The sequence below is a fragment of the Stenotrophomonas sp. IS26 genome (assembly GCF_054188265.1).
Genome location: NZ_JBSZJV010000003.1, coordinates 35,266 through 58,020 on the forward strand (window position 1 = coordinate 35,266; position 22,755 = coordinate 58,020).

The 22,755-nt window shown below is 66.2% G+C and carries 23 protein-coding genes; 13 read left to right on the forward strand and 10 right to left on the reverse strand.

Annotated elements, in window-relative coordinates; translation table 11 throughout:
- Positions 1-156: 156 nt before the first annotated feature.
- Entirely contained in the window at positions 157-1,344 is a 1,188-nt protein-coding gene (purT, locus tag ACW6W5_RS03730; RefSeq protein ID WP_152153674.1) for a formate-dependent phosphoribosylglycinamide formyltransferase, read from the reverse strand.
- A gap of 131 nt (positions 1,345-1,475) precedes the next feature.
- Between purT and ACW6W5_RS03735 the strand changes: the two genes are divergently transcribed.
- The 6 genes from ACW6W5_RS03735 (at position 1,476) to ACW6W5_RS03760 (ending at position 4,700) form a co-directional block, all read left to right on the forward strand.
- Complete coding sequence (locus ACW6W5_RS03735) at positions 1,476-2,345, forward strand: SPFH domain-containing protein (protein ID WP_088432124.1); 870 nt, start codon at positions 1,476-1,478, stop codon at positions 2,343-2,345.
- Between the two features lie 87 nt (positions 2,346-2,432).
- Entirely contained in the window at positions 2,433-2,612 is a 180-nt protein-coding gene (locus tag ACW6W5_RS03740; protein WP_121043383.1) for a type II toxin-antitoxin system antitoxin, read from the forward strand.
- A complete protein-coding gene (locus ACW6W5_RS03745; protein WP_121043380.1) occupies positions 2,609-2,797 on the forward strand; it encodes a DUF4177 domain-containing protein in 189 nt (62 codons plus the stop codon). The genes ACW6W5_RS03740 and ACW6W5_RS03745 overlap by 4 nt, the downstream gene beginning before the upstream one ends.
- Position 2,798: 1 nt before the next feature.
- A complete protein-coding gene (locus ACW6W5_RS03750; RefSeq protein WP_152153672.1) occupies positions 2,799-3,341 on the forward strand; it encodes a PH domain-containing protein in 543 nt (180 codons plus the stop codon).
- Positions 3,342-3,350: 9 nt separating this feature from the next.
- Positions 3,351-4,160, forward strand: a complete 810-nt coding sequence (locus tag ACW6W5_RS03755; protein ID WP_152153670.1) for a M15 family metallopeptidase — start codon at positions 3,351-3,353, stop codon at positions 4,158-4,160.
- A 27-nt stretch (positions 4,161-4,187) separates the two neighbouring features.
- Positions 4,188-4,700: a hypothetical protein gene (locus ACW6W5_RS03760; protein ID WP_152153668.1), complete on the forward strand. Its 513-nt coding sequence runs from the start codon at positions 4,188-4,190 to the stop codon at positions 4,698-4,700.
- A gap of 2 nt (positions 4,701-4,702) precedes the next feature.
- On the opposite strand, the gene ACW6W5_RS03765 is transcribed toward ACW6W5_RS03760, so the two are convergent.
- From ACW6W5_RS03765 to ACW6W5_RS03785, 5 genes are all read right to left on the reverse strand, one after another.
- Entirely contained in the window at positions 4,703-5,377 is a 675-nt protein-coding gene (locus tag ACW6W5_RS03765) for a DNA-3-methyladenine glycosylase family protein (RefSeq protein WP_121043368.1), read from the reverse strand.
- Between the two features lies 1 nt (position 5,378).
- Positions 5,379-5,750 (reverse strand): DUF423 domain-containing protein, encoded by a 372-nt coding sequence (locus tag ACW6W5_RS03770; RefSeq protein ID WP_152153666.1) that lies wholly within the window; start codon positions 5,748-5,750, stop codon positions 5,379-5,381.
- Between the two features lie 103 nt (positions 5,751-5,853).
- A complete protein-coding gene (locus ACW6W5_RS03775; protein WP_152153664.1) occupies positions 5,854-6,933 on the reverse strand; it encodes a polyketide cyclase in 1,080 nt (359 codons plus the stop codon).
- Between the two features lie 313 nt (positions 6,934-7,246).
- The gene (locus tag ACW6W5_RS03780) at positions 7,247-7,888 is read right to left on the reverse strand and encodes a response regulator (protein WP_019184539.1); all 642 of its coding nucleotides are present in this window, start codon (positions 7,886-7,888) and stop codon (positions 7,247-7,249) included.
- Positions 7,888-9,084 carry a sensor histidine kinase gene (locus ACW6W5_RS03785; protein WP_088432115.1) on the reverse strand — a complete coding sequence of 399 codons (1,197 nt, stop codon included), beginning with the start codon at positions 9,082-9,084 and terminating at the stop codon, positions 7,888-7,890. The genes ACW6W5_RS03780 and ACW6W5_RS03785 overlap by 1 nt, the downstream gene beginning before the upstream one ends.
- A gap of 138 nt (positions 9,085-9,222) precedes the next feature.
- Here ACW6W5_RS03785 and ACW6W5_RS03790 point away from each other — a divergent pair, with 138 nt between their 5' ends.
- From ACW6W5_RS03790 to ACW6W5_RS03810, 5 genes are read left to right on the forward strand one after another with little or no spacing between them, the layout of a single operon-like run.
- Positions 9,223-9,819 carry a GNAT family N-acetyltransferase gene (locus ACW6W5_RS03790; RefSeq protein ID WP_088432114.1) on the forward strand — a complete coding sequence of 199 codons (597 nt, stop codon included), beginning with the start codon at positions 9,223-9,225 and terminating at the stop codon, positions 9,817-9,819.
- A gap of 15 nt (positions 9,820-9,834) precedes the next feature.
- Complete coding sequence (minC, locus tag ACW6W5_RS03795) at positions 9,835-10,617, forward strand: septum site-determining protein MinC (protein ID WP_121043359.1); 783 nt, start codon at positions 9,835-9,837, stop codon at positions 10,615-10,617.
- Between the two features lie 35 nt (positions 10,618-10,652).
- The gene (gene minD, locus ACW6W5_RS03800) at positions 10,653-11,462 is read left to right on the forward strand and encodes a septum site-determining protein MinD (protein ID WP_088432112.1); all 810 of its coding nucleotides are present in this window, start codon (positions 10,653-10,655) and stop codon (positions 11,460-11,462) included.
- 2 nt (positions 11,463-11,464) lie between these two features.
- Positions 11,465-11,725 carry a cell division topological specificity factor MinE gene (gene minE, locus ACW6W5_RS03805; protein WP_017355894.1) on the forward strand — a complete coding sequence of 87 codons (261 nt, stop codon included), beginning with the start codon at positions 11,465-11,467 and terminating at the stop codon, positions 11,723-11,725.
- Positions 11,726-11,772: 47 nt separating this feature from the next.
- Entirely contained in the window at positions 11,773-12,258 is a 486-nt protein-coding gene (locus tag ACW6W5_RS03810) for a hypothetical protein (RefSeq protein ID WP_121043356.1), read from the forward strand.
- 14 nt (positions 12,259-12,272) lie between these two features.
- On the opposite strand, the gene ACW6W5_RS03815 is transcribed toward ACW6W5_RS03810, so the two are convergent.
- The 3 genes from ACW6W5_RS03815 to ACW6W5_RS03825 all read right to left on the reverse strand — a co-directional run bounded on the left by ACW6W5_RS03815 (position 12,273) and on the right by ACW6W5_RS03825 (position 17,833).
- Complete coding sequence (locus ACW6W5_RS03815; RefSeq protein ID WP_183073818.1) at positions 12,273-13,517, reverse strand: DUF819 family protein; 1,245 nt, start codon at positions 13,515-13,517, stop codon at positions 12,273-12,275.
- Between the two features lie 133 nt (positions 13,518-13,650).
- Positions 13,651-15,714: a S9 family peptidase gene (locus tag ACW6W5_RS03820; protein WP_121043353.1), complete on the reverse strand. Its 2,064-nt coding sequence runs from the start codon at positions 15,712-15,714 to the stop codon at positions 13,651-13,653.
- 148 nt (positions 15,715-15,862) lie between these two features.
- Entirely contained in the window at positions 15,863-17,833 is a 1,971-nt protein-coding gene (locus ACW6W5_RS03825) for an OPT family oligopeptide transporter (RefSeq protein ID WP_152153662.1), read from the reverse strand.
- A gap of 222 nt (positions 17,834-18,055) precedes the next feature.
- On the opposite strand from ACW6W5_RS03825, the gene ACW6W5_RS03830 reads away from it, so the two are divergent.
- On the forward strand, positions 18,056-19,207 hold the full coding sequence (locus tag ACW6W5_RS03830) for a DUF1624 domain-containing protein (protein WP_152153660.1): 1,152 nt from the start codon (positions 18,056-18,058) through the stop codon (positions 19,205-19,207).
- A gap of 156 nt (positions 19,208-19,363) precedes the next feature.
- A complete protein-coding gene (locus tag ACW6W5_RS03835) occupies positions 19,364-21,139 on the forward strand; it encodes a peptide MFS transporter (RefSeq protein WP_152153658.1) in 1,776 nt (591 codons plus the stop codon).
- A gap of 14 nt (positions 21,140-21,153) precedes the next feature.
- Here ACW6W5_RS03835 and ACW6W5_RS03840 read toward each other — a convergent pair whose 3' ends face one another.
- On the reverse strand, positions 21,154-22,557 hold the full coding sequence (locus ACW6W5_RS03840) for a hypothetical protein (protein WP_152153656.1): 1,404 nt from the start codon (positions 22,555-22,557) through the stop codon (positions 21,154-21,156).
- Positions 22,558-22,755: the final 198 nt, after the last annotated feature.

Consider the following 22,755-nt stretch of genomic DNA (forward strand, 5'->3'; position numbering starts at 1 on the left):
GGGCAGCCCGATGAAGGACCGTGTGCGGCATGGATGCCGCACTACGAGCCCCCAAGGATGGGTTTACGGCGTGTCCTGCATCGGGCTGCCCGATCGCCTCAGACCGACAGCAATCAAGGCGCCAGCTTCGGCTTAGGCTTGGGCCTCAAACCCACCTCAAGACCGCAACTCGATCCCGATAGCCTCAGCCGCCTCACGCGCAATCTTCCGCGCCTCCTCGATATCCCCACCGCGCGCCAACGTCACCCCCACCCGGCGATGCCCGTGCACACTCGGCTTGCCGAACAGGCGCAGCGCCGAATCCGGATGCACCAGGGCTGCGGCCACATTGCTGAAGAACGGCACACCCTCACCGTGTGCCAACATCGCACACGACGCCGACGGACCGCTCTGGCGGATCACCGGAATCGGCAGCCCCAGAATCGCGCGCGCATGCAGCGCGAACTCACTCAACTCCTGCGAGGCCAACGTCACCAGACCCGTGTCATGCGGCCGCGGCGACACCTCGCTGAACCACACCTCGTCGCCCTTCACGAACAGCTCGACCCCGAACAGCCCCCAGCCACCCAGCTCATCGGTGATCGCCTGCGAAATCTCCTCCGCCCGCGCCAGCGCACGCGGCGACATCGGCTGCGGCTGCCAGCTCTCGCGGTAATCACCATCCTTCTGCCAGTGCCCGATCGGCGCACAGAACGACGTCCCGCCCGCATGACGCACAGTCAGCAGCGTGATTTCGTACTCGAAATCGATGAAGCCCTCCACGATGCAGCGCCCGGCACCGGCGCGGCCACCGGTCTGCGCATACTCCCAGGCCGGCGCGATGTCGGCGTCCTGACGCAGCGTGCTCTGGCCCTTGCCCGAGGAGGACATCACCGGCTTGACCACGCACGGCAGCCCGATCGCGGCGACCGCCGCGCGGTACTCGGCGTCGGTATCAACGAACCGGTACGGCGAGGTCGGCAGACCCAGGGTCTCGGCGGCGAGCCGGCGGATGCCCTCGCGGTCCATGGTCAGGCGTGCCGCACGCGCAGTCGGCACTACCCGCAGCCCCTGCTCCTGTTCCAGCTGGACCAGCGTCTCGGTATGGATCGCCTCGATCTCCGGCACCACCAGATGCGGCTTCTCCAGTGCGATCAGCGCGCGCAGCGCCATCGCGTCGAGCATGTCGATCACGTGCGAGCGGTGCGCCACCTGCATTGCCGGCGCGTCGGCATAGCGGTCGGCGGCGATCACCTCCACCCCCAGCCGCTGCAGCTCGATGGCGACTTCCTTGCCGAGTTCGCCGGATCCCAGCAGCAGCACACGGGTGGCGGAAGGAGACAGCGGCGTACCGAGCGTGGACATGGCGATGTTCCGGGCAACAGGGGCGGGAGGGCATTCTAGCCGGTGCCGCCGCCGCGTGGCCGGCTGGGGCGGCACTTGCGAAGTGATATCAATTTGATATCTTCCAATCAACTACCCAAGGACGCCCTGCCATGAAAGAGAAGTCGATCCGCTCGCTGTCCGGCCTGCCCTTCCTGCTGCTGGTGCTGGCCCTGACCGCGGTGGCCGTGTGGATGTTCGTGGTCGGGGTGGACAAGGGAAACCGCAACCCGGCGCTGATCGTGGGCAGCCTGGTGCTGGCCACCACCGCCCTGCTCAGCCTGGTCGGCCTGTATACCGTGCAGCCCAACCAGGCGGTGGTCGTCAGCCTGTTCGGCAAGTACGTCGGCACCGTCAAGGAGAACGGCCTGCGCTGGAACAACCCGTTCTTCACCAAGGTCAAGGTGAGCCAGCGCGTGCGCAACTTCGAAAGCGGCAAGCTCAAGGTCAACGAGCTCGACGGCAGCCCGATCGAGATCGCCGCGGTGATCGTGTGGCAGGTGGTGGATGCTTCCGAAGCGGTCTACAACGTGGACGACTACGAGAGCTTCGTGCACATCCAGTCCGAATCGGCGCTGCGCGCGATGGCGACCAGCTACCCGTATGACCAGCACGAAGAAGGCCAGCTGTCGCTGCGCAGCCATGCCGCCGAGATCTCCCAGCACCTCAAGGACGAGCTGGCCGAGCGCCTGGCCGATGCCGGCGTGCAGGTGATCGATGCGCGCATCAGCCACCTCGCCTATGCCCCGGAAATCGCCCAGGCGATGCTGCAACGCCAGCAGGCCAATGCGGTCATCGCCGCACGTACGCGGATCGTCGCCGGTGCGGTCGGGATGGTCGAAATGGCCCTGGCCGAACTGCAGAAGAACGGTGTGGTCCAGCTCGATGAAGAGCGCAAGGCGCACATGGTGAGCAATCTGCTGACCGTGCTGTGTTCGGATCGTGGCACCCAGCCGGTGGTCAACGCCGGTTCGCTGTATTGATGCACCAGCGTGCCGACCAAGGGTCGGCAGCTACCACCGCAACGCGGCGCCGAGGGGACGGCACGCGCTGTCGATAAAGGACCCCGCATGACCGAAAAGAAAGCGTACCCGCTGCGTATCAATGCCGACGTTCTGGCGGCGGCGCAGCGCTGGGCCGACGACGAGCTGCGCAGCCTCAATGCACAGATCGAATACGTGCTGCGCGATGCCCTGCGCAAGGCCGGACGCCTTCCCAAACCCACCGCCGACAAGGAGAGCAAATCATGAGCAGGCGCTGGAGCTATCTCACCGTTGAAGTGAAACCCAACCTGATGGGGATCGTCAACGCCGAGCAGATCCAGGAGGAACTGACCCGGCAGGGCCAGCTCGGCTGGGAGCTGGTCAACGCGATCAGCCTGGTGTCGGCACCTCCCTTCACGACGTCGGTACTGATCTTCAAAAAGGAGGCATGAAGTGAGTGCACCTCATCCCTTCGAGGTTGCCCCATCGCCGGTCTGGCGACTGCTGTGGCTGTGGGTTCCGCTGCTGCTCGTCGCCGGCCTGATGGTCGGCACCGCGCTGGACGCACCGGAGCGTTCGCACACCGAGCTGATGGTCACGCTGCCCTTCCTGGCCGTGCTGGCAGCCGTACTGACCTGGGCCTACAGCCGGCGTCGCATCGTGCTGCATGAGGACACGCTGGAAGTGTTGTCGACCTTCTACCGAAAGCGCGTGCCGGTCAGCGCGATGCGGCTGGACGAGGCGCACATCGTCGACTTCGCCGAGCATGGCCGGTACAAGCCCTCGATCAAGACCAACGGCTACGGCGTACCGGGCTTCCAGTCCGGGCACTACCGCATGGCCGATCGCAGCAAGGCGTTCTGCCTGATCACCGACAGCAGCCGCGTGCTGCACCTGCCGCTGCGCGATGGCAGCGCGCTGGTGATCAGCCCGGAACGTCCCCGCATTCTCCTCGACGCTTTGCAGGCGCTGGCCGGACCGCCGCGCGCGCACTAAGCTGGCAGCATGCGCCGATCCCCCGCCCTGCTGATCAACACCGCCGAGATCGAACTGTGGCCTGGCGGCCTGCTGCGTGCACGCGGCTCTGCCGACGCGCGCGCCCTGGCGCGCGCGCAGTGGGTCCTGCGGCGCAAACGCGATGGGCGCTACCTCGCCGTCGCTACCGCCCACGGCGTGTTGCCGCTGGTGCCGCGCCTGATGCGCGAGCCGGGCATCGAGGAGGCACTGGATGCGCTGGACCGCCAGGTGCTGGATCGCCGCCGCGGCAGCGCGCCCGATGCGCTGCTGCCCCTGAGTGGACTGCAGCATCGCCTCGAAACCCTCGGGATTGATGCCGATGCCTACGAGGCCGCGAGCGGCCTGGCGCTGGAAGCCGAACCGGCTCAGCTGCACCTGGCCGGTTTCGACCGCTACCGGCGGCCACTCTGGCTCCAGCGTGACGCCGCCCGCAGCTGGCAACGCCTGCGCGCGCGGGCCGCTGCCGATGGCATCGCCCTGGAGGCGATCTCCGGCTACCGCAGCCACGATTACCAGCTCGGGATATTCGCCCGCAAACGCAACCGCGGGCTGAGCGTGGAGGAGATCCTCAAGGTCAACGCCGCGCCGGGCTACAGCGAGCACCACAGCGGCTACGCGCTGGATATCGGCACACCCGGCGAACCGCCGGCGGAAGAATCGTTCGAGTCGACTGCCGCGTTCGCGTGGCTGGGCGAGCAGGCCGGTCGCTTCGGATTCCAGCTGAGCTACCCGCGCGACAACCCGCATGGGATTGTCTACGAACCGTGGCACTGGTGCTGGCACGACGCCACACCCTGACCGGGGCGACCCACAAGGAGGGCGACCATGGACGATCAGAATCCCTACCAGGCCGGTGAGGTTCCCCCCACCCCGCCAACGGCACCGCACTGGGAACAGGTGCCGAGCGGGATCACCAGGCCAGTCACGCAGCTCTGGTTACTGGGCGCGGGACTCACCGTGTTCACCCTCGCCACGGGCGGCTGGACGTGGGTCACGAACCGGCACGTGTTCGCCATGATGAACTTCATCGCTGCTGCGATGGTCGGCTGCGTTTACCTGGGTCTGGCAGTGGGGGTCTACAAACGCAGCCGGATTGCGGCCTGCCTGACCGCTGCGTTGTGGGCATGGGTGTTGGTCATGCATCTGAGGCAGGACACCGCAGGCCTGACAGACACGCTTCGGAGGATGGGGATGATGCTGGTGATCGGGGTCGTGGTCCTCCGCGGCACCTTCGCCACCTTCCACCATCACCGCTACCTTGCGGCGAAGAAGCGCCAGCCAGCGCGGGCACGAATCAGCGACGACCCGGCCTTCGCGCCGAAGCCACCGGCCGCGTAGCCTCACCCCTGCGAGCGGTTGGTCGTGGCCTTCGGATCCACCGTGAAATCTGCGATCCGCCACAGGTACAGGCTCGCGTAGGTTCGGAACGGGCCCCATTTCTCGCCGCGGGCGAGCAGCTCCTTCGGGGTCGGCATCCGCTCGGCCTTGTCCACGCGCTGGGCGCCCTTGCGGACACCGAGGTCGTCCACCGGCAGGATGTCCGGGCGACCGAGCCGGAACATCAGCATCATCTCCACCGTCCAGCGGCCGATGCCGCGGATCGGGACCAGCACGTCGATGATCGCGTCGTGGTCCATCACCGACATCCGACGCAGGTCGGGGATCTCACCCGCTGCCTCGCGACGCGCCAGGTCTCGCAGCGCCAGCGCCTTGTTGCCCGAGACCCCGCAGACCCGCAGCCCGGCATCATCGATGCGCGCCAGCGTATCGGCGTGCAGGCGGGTGCTGCCGATGGCGGTCTCCACCCGCCCGACGATGGTCGAGGCGGCCTTGCCGCTGAGCTGCTGGAACAGGATCGCCCGTGCCAGCGCGTCGACCGGATCAAAGGTTTTCGCCCAGCCGGGCGGCGCCTGGATCGGGCCGAGCCGCTTCATCCACGTGCCCAGCCGCCGGTCGCGCCGGCTCAGCCAGTCATGCGCCTCATCGACATCGAAACCGCGGCGGTAGCGGGGCATGTCAGCGCCTCAGCGCGTTGAGGCCGTAGGCCAGCCAGCCGACCATCAGCGCGGTGCCACCGACCGGTGCCAACTGCGTACTGAGCGTCCACAACGCGCCAGCCACCAGGCTGCCGGAGAACAGCAGCGTGCCGATCAGCAGGACATACAGGGCCAGCCGACCCAGCGTGTTCTGCTGGGTCGGGCCGAGCACGGCCAGCGCCACCCCGTGCCCGAACGCGTACAAGGCCGCGGTGGTCACATGCGACTGCGCCAGTGGATCGGCGATGCCGTGCGAGGCGTAGGCCGACAGACCGACCGCAGTGGCCGCCAGCAGGCCGCCCAGGCCGGCCAGCAGGGAGGGTTTGCGCGTGCGTCGTTCCAGGTTGAGCATGCTTGCGTCCTTCAGACAATGCCCCGCTGCCGGAGCCAAAAAAAAACGCGCCGCAGGAAGCGGCGCGTTTCAGGTCGTGCGTTACATCACGGCAACCGTCGGTTTACTTGACGGCCCAGTAGATGTCGTACGTGCCTTCCGGAGTGAACGACTTGTCCACGCCGTCCTTCCAGGACTCGTACGGACGATCGATCACTTCGTTGCCGCCGGTCACCGACCACGCACGCAGGGCGTTGCGGGCGATGTCCAGGCCGGCCATGTGGCCGGTGTAGGCCGCGTGAGCCGAGCGATGCGGAGCAACGTGCACGTACTTGACCGGTGCACCACCGTCGATCTTCACCGTCAGGGCTTCGGCAGTCGCGCCTTCAGCACCCTTCTTCTTGACCGGCTGGGCCACGTCGAAGGCGTACTTCTCGGCGCCGAAATCGGTGGTGATGATGCGGAACGGACCGGCGGCTTCGAGGTTGTTGGCCTCCATGACGCGCTTGATCCACTCCTGGTTGTCCTTGATGGACTTGGTGATGGTCTCCTGGCCGCGATCCACGTTGCCGGCGGTGACGACCAGCAGGTCCTCGGCCGGGACGTCCACGATGGCCAGATCGGTCAGCGGAGCTTCGGCGGTGCGGTAGTCGATGTTCGGCACGGTGGCCAGCATGTTGGCCATGCGCGACAGACCCAGCTTCAGGTCGTCACCGGCGTGACGGCTGACGTACAGGCCAGCGTAACGACCGAACAGGTTGAAACCGTACTTGACGCTGTAGTCCTGCGTGATCTTGACGTTGCGGCCACCCTTGCCGGTCGGCTCCAGGGTGAAGCGGGTGGTCTTGTCGTGACCCTTGGAGGCGTCCTCGATCTTGATCGCCACGTGCTTGTTCTGCTCGGACTCGGTGATCACCCAGCTACCTTCGCCCAAGGAGCTTTCCTTGGAGGCGTAGTCCAGGCGTGCGCCGACGCCGGCAGCGGGGCCGGAGTACTTCAGTTCAACGGCGGGATCGCGCAGCAAGAGCGGGTTCCAGTCCTTGAAGCGGCGCAGGCTGTTGACCGTGTCGTACACGATCGTCATCTTGCGGTTGGTCTCGATGCTTTCGGAAATATGGCGCTCGCCCGGCAGACATACGCCAATGATGACGAACAGGCCAGCCACGATCCCCAAGGCGATCAGGAACTCGATAATACGGGTCATTCAGGAGTCTCCGGGGCCGATCCCACGGCCGGGTTGATTGAAGCGAAGCGCCAATCCTAGCAGGCTTCGCCGGTGTTGTTGATCAGGGTTGGCACACCGGTTTCCATGTCGGCAGCGGTTTTGCATAGACAAGGAGCGGAAAGATAACGCATCGCGCGTGTCAGCACGTAGCGGATGGACAATATTTCTTTGCCGGATTCGGCCGCTGGGACCAAAAATCCCCCTGCATCGCTTGCGCTGCAAGGGTTTCACAGAATTCATAAATTACCTGCGAACCCGTGGCCGCCCGAAGGCCGGCGCCGGGTCCGCAGGCTCAGACCAGCTGCAGTTCGAAGGCCTTGAGCACGGCGCGGGTACGGTCGCGCACGCCCAGCTTGGAGAGGATGTTGGACACGTGGTTCTTGATCGTGCCCTCGGCCACGCCCAGTGAATTGGCGATCTCCTTGTTGGAGAAGCCGCTGGCCATCAGCCGCAGGATCTCGGTCTCGCGGTCGGTCAACGGGTCCGGCCGGTCCAGGCTCACGAACTCGTTGCGCATGTGCTCCAGGCCCGACAGCAGCCGCTGGGTCACCGCCGGCTGCACCAGCGAGCCGCCATCGGCCACGGTCCGGATCGCGCCCACCAGCTGGTCCAGGGTCACATCCTTGAGCAGGTAGCCTTTGGCGCCGGCCTTCAGCCCGGCCAGCACCAGCTGGTCGTCATCGAAGGTGGTCAGGATGATGGTCGGCGGCAGCTGGTTCAGCCGCGACAGCATCTGCAGCGCCTCCAGCCCGGACATCACCGGCATGCGCATGTCCATCAGGACCACGTCAGGGCGGACCTGCGGAACCACCTCGACTGCCTGGCGGCCATCGGCGGCCTCAGCGACTACTTCGATGCCGTCATCGAGCGCCAGCAGCGAGCGGATCCCCTGCCGCACCAGGGTTTGGTCGTCGACCAGGCAGACGCGAATCATCAACGCACTCCTTCAATGACAGCGGTCAGCATCAATACTGGCACGCCGGGTACCGAGGCACGAAGGCGGAAGCCCTGTCCCCGGCGGGTTTCGATCTGCAGCTCACCACCGCATTGTTGCAGGCGCTCGCGCATCCCGCGCAACCCATTGCCGACCACGATACCGTCGGCGCCCACCCCATCATCATGCGCTTCCAGCACCACGATGCCCGGCGCCTCGCGCCGGACCTTGATCCACAGGTTGCGCGCGCCGGCGTGGCGCACCGCATTGGTGATGATTTCCTGGGTGCAGCGCAGCAGCACGTGCGCGCGCTCGGGATCTTCCACGCTCAGTGGCTCGTCGATATCCAGGTGGATCTCCAGCGAGGGGACCTGCTCGGTCAGCGGGCGCAGCGCGGCGGCCAGGTCGATCGCACCACTGTCGCGCAGCTGGCTGACCGCCTCGCGCACGTCGGTCAGCAGCAGCTTGGCCAGGGTATGGGCCTGATGCACGTGTTCCTGGGCCTGGCCTTCGGTGATGTGGCCGGCCACTTCCAGATTCAGGCTGAGCGCGGTCAGGTGGTGGCCCAACAGATCGTGCAGCTCGCGGGAAATGCGGGTGCGTTCGTTGACGCGGGCGCTTTCGGCCAGCAGCACGCGGGTGGCGCGCAGCTCGGTATTGAGCCGGCGCTGCTCTTCACGGGCATCGGTCTGCTGCCGCGCCACCAGGCTGGTCACGAAGATGAACATGGAGAAGCCGCCATACAGCAGCGACTGCATCACCGCTTCGAACAGGGAGAAATTCAGGATGAGGTAGTAGACCGGCAGCACCGCCAGCTGGCTCAGCAGCAGCCAGATCACGCCACCGCGCACCGGCAGCATCCACGGGATGACGCCGGCGGCGACCATCATCAGGATGCTGCCCAGCCCGGAACCGCTCAGATAGCTCACGCCCAGCGCCGACGCGGTCAGCAGCACCAGCATGACCCGGTCGTACCAGCGCGAGTGGCCGCCGTTGCGCAGCCCGCGGGTCAGCCAGAAGTAGCCGGCGCCGAAGGCCAGGTACGCCGCGAACAGCCACAGCGCCCAGGCATCGACGCCTCCGCCGCGGCGCAGCAGTGCTTCGTACTGTGAGTAAACCAGAGGAAGTCCGACCATGACCCAGGTGAACAGGCCGGCCAGTCGCAGTACTCGGGTGTGGCTGAGGTATCCCAACATGGACGCATAGTAGGCTGAACCTGTTCCCCTGCACTCCCACAGAAGTCATGCCTGTCCGCTCGCGGGGGGAAGCCACCCATGCAATAATCAGACCGAGGGCCCCTCGATGGGCCAACCGCGTTACCCCACGGAGTCACAATGTCGATTGTCATCCGCGACGTGCGCGAGCACGAGCTCGATTCCGTCCTGGCCCTGAACAACAATGCCGGCCTGGCCATCCTGCCGTTGGATGCCGCCCGCCTGCGTCTGTTCTATGAAAGCGCTGAGTATTTCCGCGTCGCCGAGCGCGACGGCAACCTGGCCGGTTTCCTGATCGGCTTCGGCAGCGACAGCCAGCACGACAGCAGCAACTTCGCCTGGTTCAAGCAGCAGCTTGACAGCAAATTCTTCTATATCGACCGCATCGTGGTCGCCAGCCGCCGCCGCGGCGGTGGCGTTGGCCGTGCGTTCTATGCCGATGCGCAGAGCTACGCCGAGCTGCGCTACCCGCAGCTGACCTGCGAGGTGTTCCTGGATCACGGTGCCGATGCCGCCCTGCTCTTCCACGGCAGCTTCGGCTTCCGCGAGGTCGGGCAGAACAACATGGCCCACGTGGATGTGCGCGCCAGCATGCTGCTCAAGGACCTGTGCAGTTACCAGTGGGTGCACGACACCTACGGCGATCAGCTGCCGGATGTGCCTTGGGTAGGCCATCGCCGCGAGCCGCTGCGCGTGCAGCAGCAGACGGGGACCTGATCGGTGGCGGCGAACATGGATTTTGAACAGGCCGGTGAACTGAAGATCGGCCAGGTCGGCATCGCCAATCTGCGCATCCGCACCCTCGATGTCGAGCGCCTCACCCGTGAAATGCAGGAACGTGTCGCGCGTGCGCCGAAGCTGTTCGGGCGTGCGGCAGTGATCCTGGATTTCGGCGGGCTGAGCAGGATGCCGGACGTGGCGACCGCCAAGGCGCTGCTGGACGGCCTGCGCAAGGCCGGCGTGCTGCCGGTTGCGCTGGCTTACGGCACCACCGAAACCGACCTGCTTTCCCAGCAGCTCGGCCTGCCGCTGCTGGCCAAGTTCCGCGCCCAGTACGAGCGCGCCGAGGCCGAGCCGGCGCCTGCGCGCGTGCCGGTCGCCGAACCGCCGCCGCGCCGTGCGCGTGCCGCCGCGGCCGTGCCTGCGGCGCCGGCGCCCAGCGCTGTCGCCACCGGAGGCGCGCCCAAGCCGGGCCGCATGCAGACCGCCAACGTCCGTTCGGGCCAGCAGCTGTACGCGGAAAACTGCGACCTGACCGTCATGGCCACCGTCGGCGCGGGCGCCGAAGTGATCGCCGATGGCAGCATCCACATCTACGGTACGCTGCGGGGCCGTGCCCTGGCAGGTGCCCAAGGCAACACCACGGCGCGCATTTTCTGCCGTGAATTCCACGCTGAACTGGTCGCCATTGCCGGCCACTACAAGGTACTGGACGATGTTCCGGACTCCCTGCGCGGCAAGGCCGTGCAGGTGTGGCTGGAACAGGACCAGATCAAGATCGCTGCGCTGGACTGACGCAGCCCCCAAACAGAAGAATCAGGAGAAATCCTTTGGCTGAAATCATCGTAGTCACCTCCGGCAAGGGCGGCGTCGGCAAGACCACCAGCAGCGCCAGCCTGGCCTGCGGGTTGGCACGTCGTGGCAAAAAGGTGGCGGTGATCGACTTCGACGTCGGCCTGCGCAACCTGGACCTGATCATGGGCTGCGAGCGCCGCGTGGTGTACGACTTCGTCAATGTCGTGCACGGCGAAGCGACCCTCAAGCAGGCCCTGATCAAGGACAAGCGCTTCGACAACCTGTACGTGCTGGCTGCCTCGCAGACCCGCGACAAGGACGCACTGACCCAGGAAGGCGTGCGCAAGGTGCTCGACGATCTCATCGCCGACGGCTTCGAGTACGTCATCTGCGACTCCCCGGCCGGTATCGAGAAGGGCGCGTTCCTGGCGATGTACTACGCCGACCGTGCGGTCGTGGTGGTGAACCCGGAAGTGTCTTCGGTGCGCGACTCGGACCGCATCATCGGTCTGCTCGATTCGAAGACCCACAAGGCCGAATCCGGCAAGAACGTGCCGGCCTTCCTGCTGCTCACGCGCTACAGCCCGGTACGGGTGGAAAGCGGCGAGATGCTCAGCATCACCGACGTGGAAGAAGTGCTGGGCCTGAAGGCCATTGGCGTGGTGCCCGAATCGGGCGACGTGCTCAATGCGTCCAACAAGGGCGAGCCAGTCATTCTGGACCCCGAATCGGCGGCGGGCCAGGCATACGAAGATGCGGTGGGCCGCATCCTTGGCGAAGAGCGTCCGATGCGCTTCACCACCGTGGAGAAGAAAGGCTTCTTCAGCAAGCTGTTCGGAGGGTAAGCATGGGACTGTTCGATTTCCTGAACCGGAAGAAGACCACTGCCGAAACGGCCAAGAACCGCCTGCAGATCATCATCGCGCAGGAACGCAGCCACCGCGGCGGCCCGGACTACCTGCCCCTGCTGCAGCGCGAGCTGCTGGAAGTGATCAAGAAGTACGTCAACATCGACGCTGATGCGGTCAAGGTCGATCTGGTCAAGGACGGGGAGCACGATGTGCTCGATATCTCCGTCGCCTTGCCGGAAGGCCCGCAGCAGCCCTGATCGACATCGCCCCTTCCGCGTTGGAAGGGGCGGTTGAGCGGTAACCCATGAACGACGCTGCCCCCACCGCCGAACCGCAGGTCACCCGCGTCGGCGATATCCGTTTCGACGATGCCCTCGCCCTGCTCGCCACCCACGATCTGCACCTGCATCGTGTGGCCGATGGTGCGCCGATTCCGGGCAGCTACTGGGGCGAACCCGAAGCCGGCATCATCGGCAGCGACGTGTACGTCCGCGATGACACCCCCGTGCACTCGATGCTGCACGAAGCCTGTCACCTGATCGTGCTGCCGCCGGAGCGGCGTGCGCTGGTGCATACCGATGCCACCGATTCGGTGCCCGAAGAAGACGCCACCTGTTACCTGCAGATCGTGCTGGCCGGAAGACTGCCTGGTGTGGGCAGCGACCGCCTGATGCTGGACATGGATGCTTGGGGGTATACGTATCGGTTGGGGTCGACGAAGGCGTGGTTCGAACAGGATGCGGAAGATGCAAAGGCGTGGCTGGTCGAACGCGGTCTTCTTCCTGCGTAAATCCGCACGTGCGGTCAGCCCTGCCCTGCCATCGCGCGCAGGGTGATGCCCACGATGTACGCCAGATACGTGCCCGTGGCGTAGCCCATCGTGCCCAACAGCACGCCGACCGGCGCCAGCGAAGGATGGAACGCCGCCGCCACCACGGGCGCGGAGGCTGGCCCGCCGATGTTGGACTGCGAGCCGATCGCGAAGTAGAAGAACGGCACCTTCAGCGCGCGCGCCAGCGCCCACAGCAGCACGATGTGCACCGCGATCCAGATCAGGCCGAGCAGGAACAGCCACGGGCGGTCCAGCAGTGCCAGCAGGTCCATCTGCATGCCGATGCAGGCGATCAGGAAGTACAGCAGCAGCGAGCCGAGCTTGGAGGCACCGGCACCTTCCAGGTTGCGCGCACGGGTGAAGCTCAACGCCAGGCCGCAGGTGGTGGAGATCACCACCACCCACACGAACGGCGCATCCAGGCTGAACTGCGAGGCCCAGGCGACATGCCCCTTGAACCATGCCGAGACCGGCCCGGCGATCGCGTGCGACAGCCCCACCACGCCGAAGGCGACCGCCACGATCAGCATCAGGTCGGTCAGGCTGGCCACGCGCTCATGCTGTGCCTGGAACGCCTGGATGCGCAGCTTGAGGGCATCGATGCCGGAGGTGTCGGCACCACTGCGCGCATCGATCTTTGCCGCGCGCCCGGCCATGAAGATCAGCACCGCCATCCACACATAACCGACACCGACATCGACCACCGCGAACTGCCCGAAGGTGGTCGCGTTGACATCGAACACTTCGCGCATGGCCAGCATGTTGGCACCGCCGCCGATCCAGCTGCCGGCCAGCGCCGCCATGCCCGCCCAGGTGTCACCGGCGACCGTCGCCGGGTGCAGCCACTTCATCAACTGGAAGGCGACCACGGCGCCGATCATGATGCTGAGCGAGGCGCCCAGGTACATCACGATCAGCTTCGGCCCCAACCGCAGGATGCCCTTGATGTCCACGGCCAGGGTGAGCAGCACCAGAGCGGCGGGCAGCAGGATGTCGCGCGCGACCGGGTTGTAGAGATGGGTGTTCTGGCCATCTATCAGGCCGACGGTGTTGTACACGCCGGGAATCAGGTAGCACAGCAGCAACGCGGGCACGTAGGTATAGAACCGCTTCCACAGCCCCTGCTCGCGCGAGGCGGTCCAGAACACGGCACCGAGGGTGGCAGCGATCAAGCCGAAGACGACGATATCGTTCTGGATCAGGGCGGGTGCTTTCACGGGGGATGGCCTGCGTAGTGCCGGCCGCTGGCCGGCAACCTCATGGATGTGGAACGCGCGATACAACCGCCAGCCAATGACCGGCACCACCGATAGCAAAGCGCCGCCCCTGGGGGCGGCGCTTCAAACCGGCTTATTCGCCGATGTGCTGCTTCAACCAGCCGTTGACGGTGTCGTGCCACTGCACGCTGTTCTGCGGCTTGAGCACCCAGTGGTTCTCATCCGGGAAGTACAGGAACTTGGACTCGATGCCCTGGCGCTGCGCAGCGGTGAACGCCGCCAGGCCCTGCTCCACCGGAATGCGGTAGTCGAGCTGGCCGTGCACGATCAGGATCGGCTTCTTCCAGTCGGCCACGTGGTTGACCGGGTTGAACTTCTCGTAGTTGGCGGCCTTCGCGTACGGCGTGCCACCCTGCTCCCACTCGGTGAACCACAGCTCTTCGGTGGCGTAGCCCATCATGCGCTGGTCGAACACGCCGTCATGGTTGACCAGGCACTTCCACGGCTCGTTCCAGTTGCCGGCGATCCAGTTGACCATGAAGCCGCCATAGCTGGCGCCCAGGGCGCACGCCTTGTCGCCGTTGAGGAACGGGTACTGCTTCTGTGCCGCAGCCCAGCCCTTCTGCAGATCTTCCAGCGGGCGGTCGCCCCAGTGCTGGCTGATCGCATCGGTGAAGGCCTGGCCGTAACCGGTGGAGCCGTGGAAGTCGATCATGACCACCGCGTAGCCCTGACCGGCGTAGGTCTGCGGGTTCCAGCGGTAGCTCCAGCCGTTGCCGAAGCTGCCCTGCGGGCCACCGTGGATCAGGAACGCGACCGGGTAACTTTTGCCTTCCTGGTAGTTGTACGGCTTGACCACGTAACCGTGCACGGTCTCGTTGTTCCAGCCCTTGAACTGGAACTGCTCGTAATCGCCGAAGGCGACGTCGGGCAGCATCTCACCGGCGCTCGGGGTGATCTCGCGCGGGTTGGCACCATCGAAGGCGGCCACGATGATCTGATCGCCGCTCTTCAGACTGTTCCTGGTGTACGCCAGGGTGGTCCCGGCGATCACCGGCGAACCGATGCTGCCGCCGTCGGCCACCACTTCGGCGGTGCCGGTGGCGATGTCGACGCCGAACAGGCGGTGCTCGCCCATGTCGTCGGCACTGGTGTAGATCAGGGTGCCGTCACCGGACAGCACGATCTCGCCGGCCGAACGATCCCACTTGGGTGCGATCTCACGGGTCTTGCCGGTGGCCACGTCCATCGCCATCAGGCCGAAGCGGTCCGCTTCGAAGCCGGGGCGCTTCATGGCGCGGTAGTACAGGGTCTTGCCGTCGGCGCTGAACACCGGGCCGGCATCCCAAGCCGGGTTGGCCGCGGTCAGGTTGACCGGGGCCTGCTTGCCCTCGGCATCCAGGCGGTACAGATCGAAGTTGGTCGACCACGGCTCCTGCTTGCCGGCCACGCGGATCGCGGCGACCACGCTCTTGCCATCCGGCGACCAGGTGAAGTCGTCATTGCCACCGAACGGCTTGGACGGTGCATCGCCGGCCAGCGTCGCGCTGATCGCCGAGGCGCCCTTCACCGCTGCGGCCTTGGCGACCGGCAGCGGCGCCACGAACAGCGTGTTGCGGCGGCCATCGGCCCAGGTGTCCCAATGGCGCACGAACAGAGTGTCGAAGACTTCACCGGTGTTCTTGCGTGCCTTGTGCGCGTCCAGCTTCTTGCTGGTGCAGGCCAGGTCCGAACCGCAGTCCTGGAACACGCCGCTGCTGAAGGCCACGCGGTCGCCCTGCGGGGAGACGTGGAAGCTGTCCACATCGACCGGGAAATCGGTCAGCTGGCGCGGGGTGCCGCCGGTGGTCGGCTGCGCGTAGAGCTGCTGGCTGCCGTTCTTGGCGCTCAGGAAATACACGGTCTGGCCATCGGCCGACAGCGCAGCGGAATTGACGTTCCAGCCCGCCGGGGTCAGCGGCTTGGGCGGGGCCAGATCCCGGGTGCGCAGGTTGCGGATGTACAGGCCGGTGCTGGCCTTGCTGTCGGTACCGACCACGCGCTTGGCGAAGATCACATTGCCGCCATCGGCGGTGAGCAGCGGGCTGGAGACCCGATCCAGCGCGATCATGTCGCGCACATCCAGGCCACGCGTGGCCGCCAGCGAGGGCATCGCGGTCAGCAGGCACAACGGCAGCAGGGCGTAACGAAGTTTCATCGGGGTCTCCGCGGAACGGCAAAACGCCGATGGTAGGGCCGCAGGGGCCACCGATGCAAAGGCCATCGGTCATGCCGGTGGTTCGACGGGAGGCAGAAACGACAAACCCCGCCGGAGCGGGGTTTGCCATGACGCAGATGCAGACTTTTTAGACTGAACCCACCGCGCGCTTGCCGGTGCGGTAGATCAACCAGCCGACCAGGAACAGCACGGCCAGACCGATCCACTGCGCGCCCGGCAGGTGGAACGGCAGCGCCAGCACGTCCGCGCGGCTGCTGATCACGATCGGCACCGCGATCGCGATACCCATCAGGGCTTCACCGGTGATCAGGCCCGCAGCGAACAGCACGCCGGGCTTGTGCACGCGGTCGCGGCCTTCTTCGTCGTCGCCGCGGATCTTGTGGAAGCGTTCCACCAGGTAGGCGATCAGGCCACCCAGGAAGATCGGCACCATCAGCTCCAGCGGCAGGTAGATGCCGATCGCCGCGGCCAGCACCGGCACGCGGAAGCGTGCATTGCGCGACTTCAGCCAGCTGTCGAAAGCGATGATCGCCGCGCCGACCACGGCGCCGATACCGATGAAGGTCCACGGCAGCTCGCCGCCGAACAGGCCCTTGGCCACCGAGGCCATGAGGTTGGCCTGCGGCGCGGCCAGCGCGTTGGGATGCAGCTCGGACTTGACGCCGATGCCGTAGGCGGTGGCCAGCAGGTTCAGCACCGGGGCCATGATCAGCGCGCACGAGAACGCGCCGATGCCCAGCATCAGCTGCTGCTTCCACGGGGTGGCGCCAACGATGTAGCCGGCCTTGAGGTCCTGCAGGTTGTCACCGCCGACCGCGGCCGCACAGCACACCACCGCACCGATCATGATCGCGGCCACCGCACCCAGCGGGGCACCGCCGACGCCAACCGGCTTGAGGCCGTCGGCGCCGAGCAACACCACCAGCACCGCCGAGGCGAACAGGATGGTGGAGATGGTGATGCCCGAGACCGGATTGTTGGACGAACCGATCAACCCGGCCAGGTAGGCCGAGACCGAGACGAACAGGAAGCCGGCCACGATCATGATGAGCGTCATCGGGATCGAGACGTGCCACTGGCCCACGATGGCCTGGTACAGCGCCAACAGCGGCAGGGTGAACACCACCAAGGCCACCAGCATCCACTTCATCGGCAGGTCGCGCTCGGTGTGCGCCAGCGCCGGGCCGCCGCTCTTGCGGGCCGCGGCGAAACCGCTCTTGACGCCATTGAGCAGCGACTTGCGCAGCGAGATCAGGGTCCAGACGCCACCGATCAGCATCGCGCCCACGCCCAGGTAACGCATCTTCGCGCCCCAGATGGCGAAGGCCGCCTCGGTGGAGCTGGCCGTGGCGATCGAGGCGGCCAGCGCCGGATCGGTGTTCATGAAGAACATCTGGTACAGCGGAATGGCGATATGCCAGGTCAGGATCGAGCCGGACACCACCACGATGCCGACATTCAGGCCGACGATGTAGCCCACACCCAGCAGCGCCGGGGACAGGTTGGTGCCGATGAAGGCGGTGATCTTCGAGCTGCCCACGTAGGCCGAGGTGGCCCAGGCATCCGGAATCAGGCGCAGGCCGCTTTCGGCCGCCAGCTTCACGAAGGCGCCGATCACCGCCGACACCGCCAGGATCTTCAGGCCCGGGCCCGGGTTCTCACCGGCCTTGAGCACTTCGGCGGCCGCCTTGCCTTCCGGGAACGGCAGCGGATCTTCCACGATCATCGAACGCCGCAGCGGCACCGAGAACAGCACGCCCAGCAGACCACCCAGACCGGCGATGCCCAGCACCCACCAGTACTTGAAGTCCGGCCAGTAGCCCATGATCACCAGCGCGGGAATCGTGAAGATCACGCCGGCGGCGATCGACGAACCGGCCGAAGCACCGGTCTGCACGATGTTGTTTTCCAGGATGGTGCCACCGCCGAGCAGGCGCAGCACCCCCATGGAAATGACCGCGGCGGGAATGGCGGTGGCGATGGTCAGGCCTGCGAACAGACCGAGGTAGGCGTTGGCGGCCGACAGAATCACTGCCAGCACGATGGCAAGCACCACCGCGCGGAAAGTGAGCTGGCGTGGCGCAGCGTCGTTGTTCATGGAAGCCTCTGCTGGCAAAAAATCCCTGCCACGCTAGCGTTCATGTACGGGCAAGTCCAGTAGTGCCGGCCGCTGGCCGGCAACCCTGCACCACCCGATCAAGGCCCCTGTTGACCTTCGCGTGCCGCCGCCGCCGCGACCCGCCGGACTGGGCAACGTCGCGCGCCGGGCCCATCCATTTGGTTATGTTATATCCTATCGTACCAAGCAACCGGCGCTGCTGTGACGCATTCCCCCACCTCCCGCCTGACCTCCATCGACCAGCTGCGCGGCACCGTGATCGTGCTGATGCTGCTCGACCACGTGCGAGAAACCTTCTACATGCACCAGCAGGTCGGCGACCCGATGGCGGTCGACCAGGTCGAGCCGGCGCTGTTCGTCAGCCGGCTGCTGGCGCATCTGTGCGCGCCGGTGTTCGTGCTGCTGACCGGCCTGTCGGCCTGGTTGTACGCCAGTGGCAAGCCGGATGGGCGCCGGGCCGCGTCGGCCTTCCTGCTCAAGCGCGGCCTGTTCCTGGTGGTGCTGGAGCTGCTGGTGGTCAACTTCGCGTGGACGCTGCAGTTCCCGCCCAGCGTGATGTACCTGCAGGTGATCTGGGCGATCGGCATCAGCATGATCGCGCTGGCCGGGCTGCTGTGGCTGCCACGCGGGGCGCTGGCGGTGCTGGCGCTGGCCGTGATCGCCGGGCACAACCTGCTCGACGGCATCCGCGTGCAGGGCGACGGGGCGCTGGCCGTGCTGTGGAAGGTGCTGCACCAGCGCGACTGGATCACCGTGACCGACGGGCTGCGCCTGCGCACCTCCTACCCGGTGCTGCCGTGGATCGGCGTCATTGCACTGGGCTGGGTGATCGGCCCGTGGTTCGCGCGCGGTGGCGGTGCGCTCCTGCGCCAGCGCCGCCTGTGGAGGGCCGGCGCCGGTGCGCTGCTGGCGTTCCTCATCCTGCGAGCGGTGAACCTCTACGGCGACAGCCCGTGGCAGTCCTCGGCCACGCTGGGCAGCACGCTGATGAGCGTCTTCAACATCACCAAGTACCCGCCTTCGCTGCTGTTCCTGCTGCTGACCCTGGGTATCGGCCTGCTGTTGCTGCGCCTGTACGAGCCGCCGCGCGTGGCCCGGGCGCTGGCGCCGCTGGCCGACATCGGCGCGGCACCGATGTTCTTTTACCTGCTGCACCTGTACGTGCTGAAGCTGCTGTACGTGCTGGCCGAAGCACGCTGGGGACACACCCACGGCGCGTATTTCGCCGTGGACCATGTGGCGAGCCTGTGGGTGATCACCGCGCTGCTGGCCTTGGCGCTGTACTGGCCGACCAGAGCGTTCGCGCGGTTCAAGGCGCGGCGGCGGGATCTGGCGTGGCTTCGCTATCTGTAGGCGAGCGATGCCGGGCTGCTGAGGCTGCCGGCCAACGGCCGGCACTACGACAGCGGAGCGGCCGGCACCCCGACGGCGGAGCGGCCAGACCCGGCACGGATACACCGTCACCCCGGGCCTATACTCGCCCCCTTGTCCGCCCTGCCTGATCCCTCGATGACCGCAGCCGCCCTGCCCGCCGCCGCAACCTCCCCCGCTACCGACGACTTCCTCGGCCATCCCAAGGGCGTCTACATCTGCTTCTTCACCGAGATGTGGGAGCGGTTCTCGTTCTACGGCATGAAGGCGCTGTTGCTGCTGTATCTCACCAAGTACCACCTGTTCGGCGACAAGGCCGGGCTGGACCTGCTCGGTGCCTACGGTGGCCTGGTCTACTGCATCCCGGTGTTCGGCGGTCTGCTCGCCGACCGCTGGCTGGGCATGCGCAAGGCGGTGGTGTTCGGTGGCGTGCTGCTGGTGCTCGGGCATCTGGGCATGGCGTTCGAAGGCCACGCGGCGGTCCGCATTGACGGCGCCGTGGTACGCGATGACGCGGCCCTGGGCATCACCTACCTCTCGCTGGCCCTGATCATCATGGGCGTGGGCTTCCTCAAGCCGAACATCTCCACCATCGTCGGCAAGCTCTACCCGGAGAACGATCCCCGCCGCGATTCGGGCTTCTCGCTGTTCTACGCCGGCATCAATCTGGGCGCGCTGTTCGCCTCGCTGGTGTGCGGCTTCCTCGGCGAAGCCTATGGCTGGAAGTACGGCTTCGGCGCGGCCGGTATCGGCATGGTGATCGGGCTGGGCATGTTCCTGTGGGGCCAGAAGTATCTGCAGGGCCACGCCGAACCGTCCGACCTTCCGGCGCTGCGCCAGCGCGTGCTCGGCATCCGTCGCGAATGGCTGATCTATGCGGTGGCCGTGCTCGGCGTAATCCCCGTCGCTGCCTTGATGTGGGCCGCGGCCAACGGCGCGTTCGCGCTCGGCGGTGAAATCAGCCTGGCACTGATGCTGATGATCGTCGTGCTCGGCGGCGTGCTGGTCTGGTTCGCCTGGTTCACCGGTACCCGCTGCACGCCGGTGCAGCGCCAGCAGATGATCGCGCTGATGGCGCTGATCTTCATGGCTCTGGTGTTCTTCACCCTGTACGAGCAGACCTACGGCTCCTGGGTGACCTTTACCGATCGCCTGCTGACCAAGGATCTGGTGCCGTCGCTGGTGATCCAGGGCGGCACCCCGCTGCCCTGGTCGATCGCCTCGCTGCTGCTGGCGCCGCTGGGCTTCGTGGTGGCCGCGCGCCTGTCGGAGCGAAACCCGGGTTCGTCCGCGCCCCGCAACCTGTTCATCGCCATTGTGGCGGCGATGCTGGTGATGCTGATCCGCGACTGCCTGGTGATCCCGCAGACCGCCGGCTCGCTGACCTACCTCGGCGGCCTGTTCCTGGTCGTACTCGCGCCGCTGTTTGCGATGCTGTGGGCGTGGCTGGACCGTCGCCGCATGGATCCGTCCAAGCCGATCAAATCGTCGATCGGGCTGATCTTCGCCGCACTCTCGTTCGTGCCCTTGGCCCTGGCCGCCCAGCACGTCGGCGCGACCGGGCAGATGGCCAGCGTGTGGTGGCTGGTGCTGGCGTATCTGATCCTGGAGATCGGCGAAATGTGCCTGTCACCGGTCGGCTTGTCGGCGGTCACGCAGCTCGCCGCACCGCGCGTCGTCAGCCTGATGATGGGCACCTGGTTCCTGGCCACTGCGTTCTCGGAAACGCTGGCGGCGCTGTTCGGCAAGCTCGCCGCGATCGAGGTGCCGGAAGGCCAGACCATGGATATCGCCAACGCTGCCGCCAGCTACGAACACCTGTTCTGGCTGCTGATGTGGATCGGCTTGGGCTGCGCGGCGGTGGCGCTGATCTGCTCGCCGCTGCTGAAGAAGATGATGCACGGGGTGAAGTAGCCGAACCGCGGCAATCAGCGCTCCGGCAGTGTCACCTCATTCTGCGCATTGGCCGCGCGCAGCTGATAAAGGAAACGGCGCACAAGCACGCGTCCAGACTCGTCCAGATTGCGCCCATCAAGATGCTCGAAACGCATATCCGGATGGAGCGCATCTGCGTTCAGGGCCAGGCCGCCGAGTTCTTTCACCAACGGCGCGGGCAGGATGCCCTCCAGCAGCAGCTTGGGCAAAGCACCTGGCTCGGCGTGCCATGCGTCGCCATTCGGTCCGGGCACCTGCTGAAGGTCCACTGCAGTTGCGGCCACATGGGCAGGTGACGTGGCAATCGTTTCCGCCGCGCGCTGAAGGAACTGGCGATAGCGTGTCGCCAAGGCGGTCGCATCACTACCGTGGGCATCGAGAGGTGCAAGCGTCCACTCCAGCGCGGGCAACGTGCATGTCAAGGCTGCCTGCGCCAGGCGAACGGTGTGCGCTTCATACCGGTCCTCCCCCTGCTGCACCTCCTGCACCCGACATTCGGCCGTGGCCGCGCGGCGGGCAACTGCGCGCGCGAACCCGGTGACGTCCTCGCGCACGGCACCCCACAACACTTCCGGAAAGCTCAGCAGGAGGTGCGCGGCGATCGCATCCTGCAGGTCTGCCGACGCTTCTCCGGCAACCTGCATGCGCTGCATCAGTTCCCGCACCGCCATGCGCACCGATTCGGCCTGCGACACCGGCATCGGCATCCACACAGTCGGCGGCACCTCCATTTCCGCCAGCAGTTGTTCGCCCACGACGGCACCACTGCTCGTCCAGTTACGTCCGTGTGCATCGCTGGACAAGGAGAGACTGCCGCTGATAGACCAAGGCCGGGTCGCGTCGCGGCGCTCGCCGGCCAACATCGACCGCTCCAGTGCATCTACCGATGGTACGGCCTGTCCCTGCACGACAGCCGTCATCAGCTGTGCAAGCGCACGACTCTTGTGCATATGTGGTGCGATGCAAACGTACTGGACGCGATAGCCCACCCTATCGGTGGATGCGGCGGCGGCAGGTGCGCCATCAACAGGCTCGCGCCGGACGTCCTGTGCCAGGCAACGAGCGCCATCGCCGGCGAATCCCCATGCTGGCGATGCCGCCAGTAGACGACCTGCCGCTGTGCCCTCAAGCCGGTTGCCGTACGCAAATGCGACAACATTTTCGGTCATCAGCTTGCCCATTGTCAGTAACTGGACGGTGTGATGAAGTACCGCGGCGTCGGGCTCGCTCAATGGCCCCACGGGCTCGCTGCGCCGCATCAACCCGTGCAACCGGATCGCCCTCTCGTCCACCTCGCCGGAGAGCACTGCGATCATGAGCGCCTGATCCACCGTCAACTGCAGACCGTCATCGATGTCGGTCGCACGGGAGGGATTGCAAAACAGAACAAGCAGCAAACGCGCTGACCAGCACGAAAAAGGCCGCAGGTGGGACGTTGAGGAGAGGTAGCGCCGCATGCTGGGAAGACCCGAAGGGAGAGCTGCCCAGCATCCCGCAGGGTCGCGCCCGGGCACCATGCAACAACTTGCAATCTGCCGCGTTCAGCCCTCCCCACACACAACAACGGCACCTCACGGTGCCGTTGTCTTCTTAAG

Coding starts and splice junctions, on each gene's coding strand:
- purT (WP_152153674.1), bottom strand. CDS start 1,344: ATGTCCACGCTCGGTACGCCGCTGTCTCCTTCCGCCACCCGTGTGCTG.
- ACW6W5_RS03735 (WP_088432124.1), top strand. CDS start 1,476: ATGAAAGAGAAGTCGATCCGCTCGCTGTCCGGCCTGCCCTTCCTGCTG.
- ACW6W5_RS03740 (WP_121043383.1), top strand. CDS start 2,433: ATGACCGAAAAGAAAGCGTACCCGCTGCGTATCAATGCCGACGTTCTG.
- ACW6W5_RS03745 (WP_121043380.1), top strand. CDS start 2,609: ATGAGCAGGCGCTGGAGCTATCTCACCGTTGAAGTGAAACCCAACCTG.
- ACW6W5_RS03755 (WP_152153670.1), top strand. CDS start 3,351: ATGCGCCGATCCCCCGCCCTGCTGATCAACACCGCCGAGATCGAACTG.
- ACW6W5_RS03760 (WP_152153668.1), top strand. CDS start 4,188: ATGGACGATCAGAATCCCTACCAGGCCGGTGAGGTTCCCCCCACCCCG.
- ACW6W5_RS03765 (WP_121043368.1), bottom strand. CDS start 5,377: ATGCCCCGCTACCGCCGCGGTTTCGATGTCGATGAGGCGCATGACTGG.
- ACW6W5_RS03770 (WP_152153666.1), bottom strand. CDS start 5,750: ATGCTCAACCTGGAACGACGCACGCGCAAACCCTCCCTGCTGGCCGGC.
- ACW6W5_RS03775 (WP_152153664.1), bottom strand. CDS start 6,933: ATGACCCGTATTATCGAGTTCCTGATCGCCTTGGGGATCGTGGCTGGC.
- ACW6W5_RS03780 (WP_019184539.1), bottom strand. CDS start 7,888: ATGATTCGCGTCTGCCTGGTCGACGACCAAACCCTGGTGCGGCAGGGG.
- ACW6W5_RS03785 (WP_088432115.1), bottom strand. CDS start 9,084: ATGTTGGGATACCTCAGCCACACCCGAGTACTGCGACTGGCCGGCCTG.
- ACW6W5_RS03790 (WP_088432114.1), top strand. CDS start 9,223: ATGTCGATTGTCATCCGCGACGTGCGCGAGCACGAGCTCGATTCCGTC.
- minC (WP_121043359.1), top strand. CDS start 9,835: ATGGATTTTGAACAGGCCGGTGAACTGAAGATCGGCCAGGTCGGCATC.
- minE (WP_017355894.1), top strand. CDS start 11,465: ATGGGACTGTTCGATTTCCTGAACCGGAAGAAGACCACTGCCGAAACG.
- ACW6W5_RS03810 (WP_121043356.1), top strand. CDS start 11,773: ATGAACGACGCTGCCCCCACCGCCGAACCGCAGGTCACCCGCGTCGGC.
- ACW6W5_RS03820 (WP_121043353.1), bottom strand. CDS start 15,714: ATGAAACTTCGTTACGCCCTGCTGCCGTTGTGCCTGCTGACCGCGATG.
- ACW6W5_RS03825 (WP_152153662.1), bottom strand. CDS start 17,833: ATGAACAACGACGCTGCGCCACGCCAGCTCACTTTCCGCGCGGTGGTG.
- ACW6W5_RS03835 (WP_152153658.1), top strand. CDS start 19,364: ATGACCGCAGCCGCCCTGCCCGCCGCCGCAACCTCCCCCGCTACCGAC.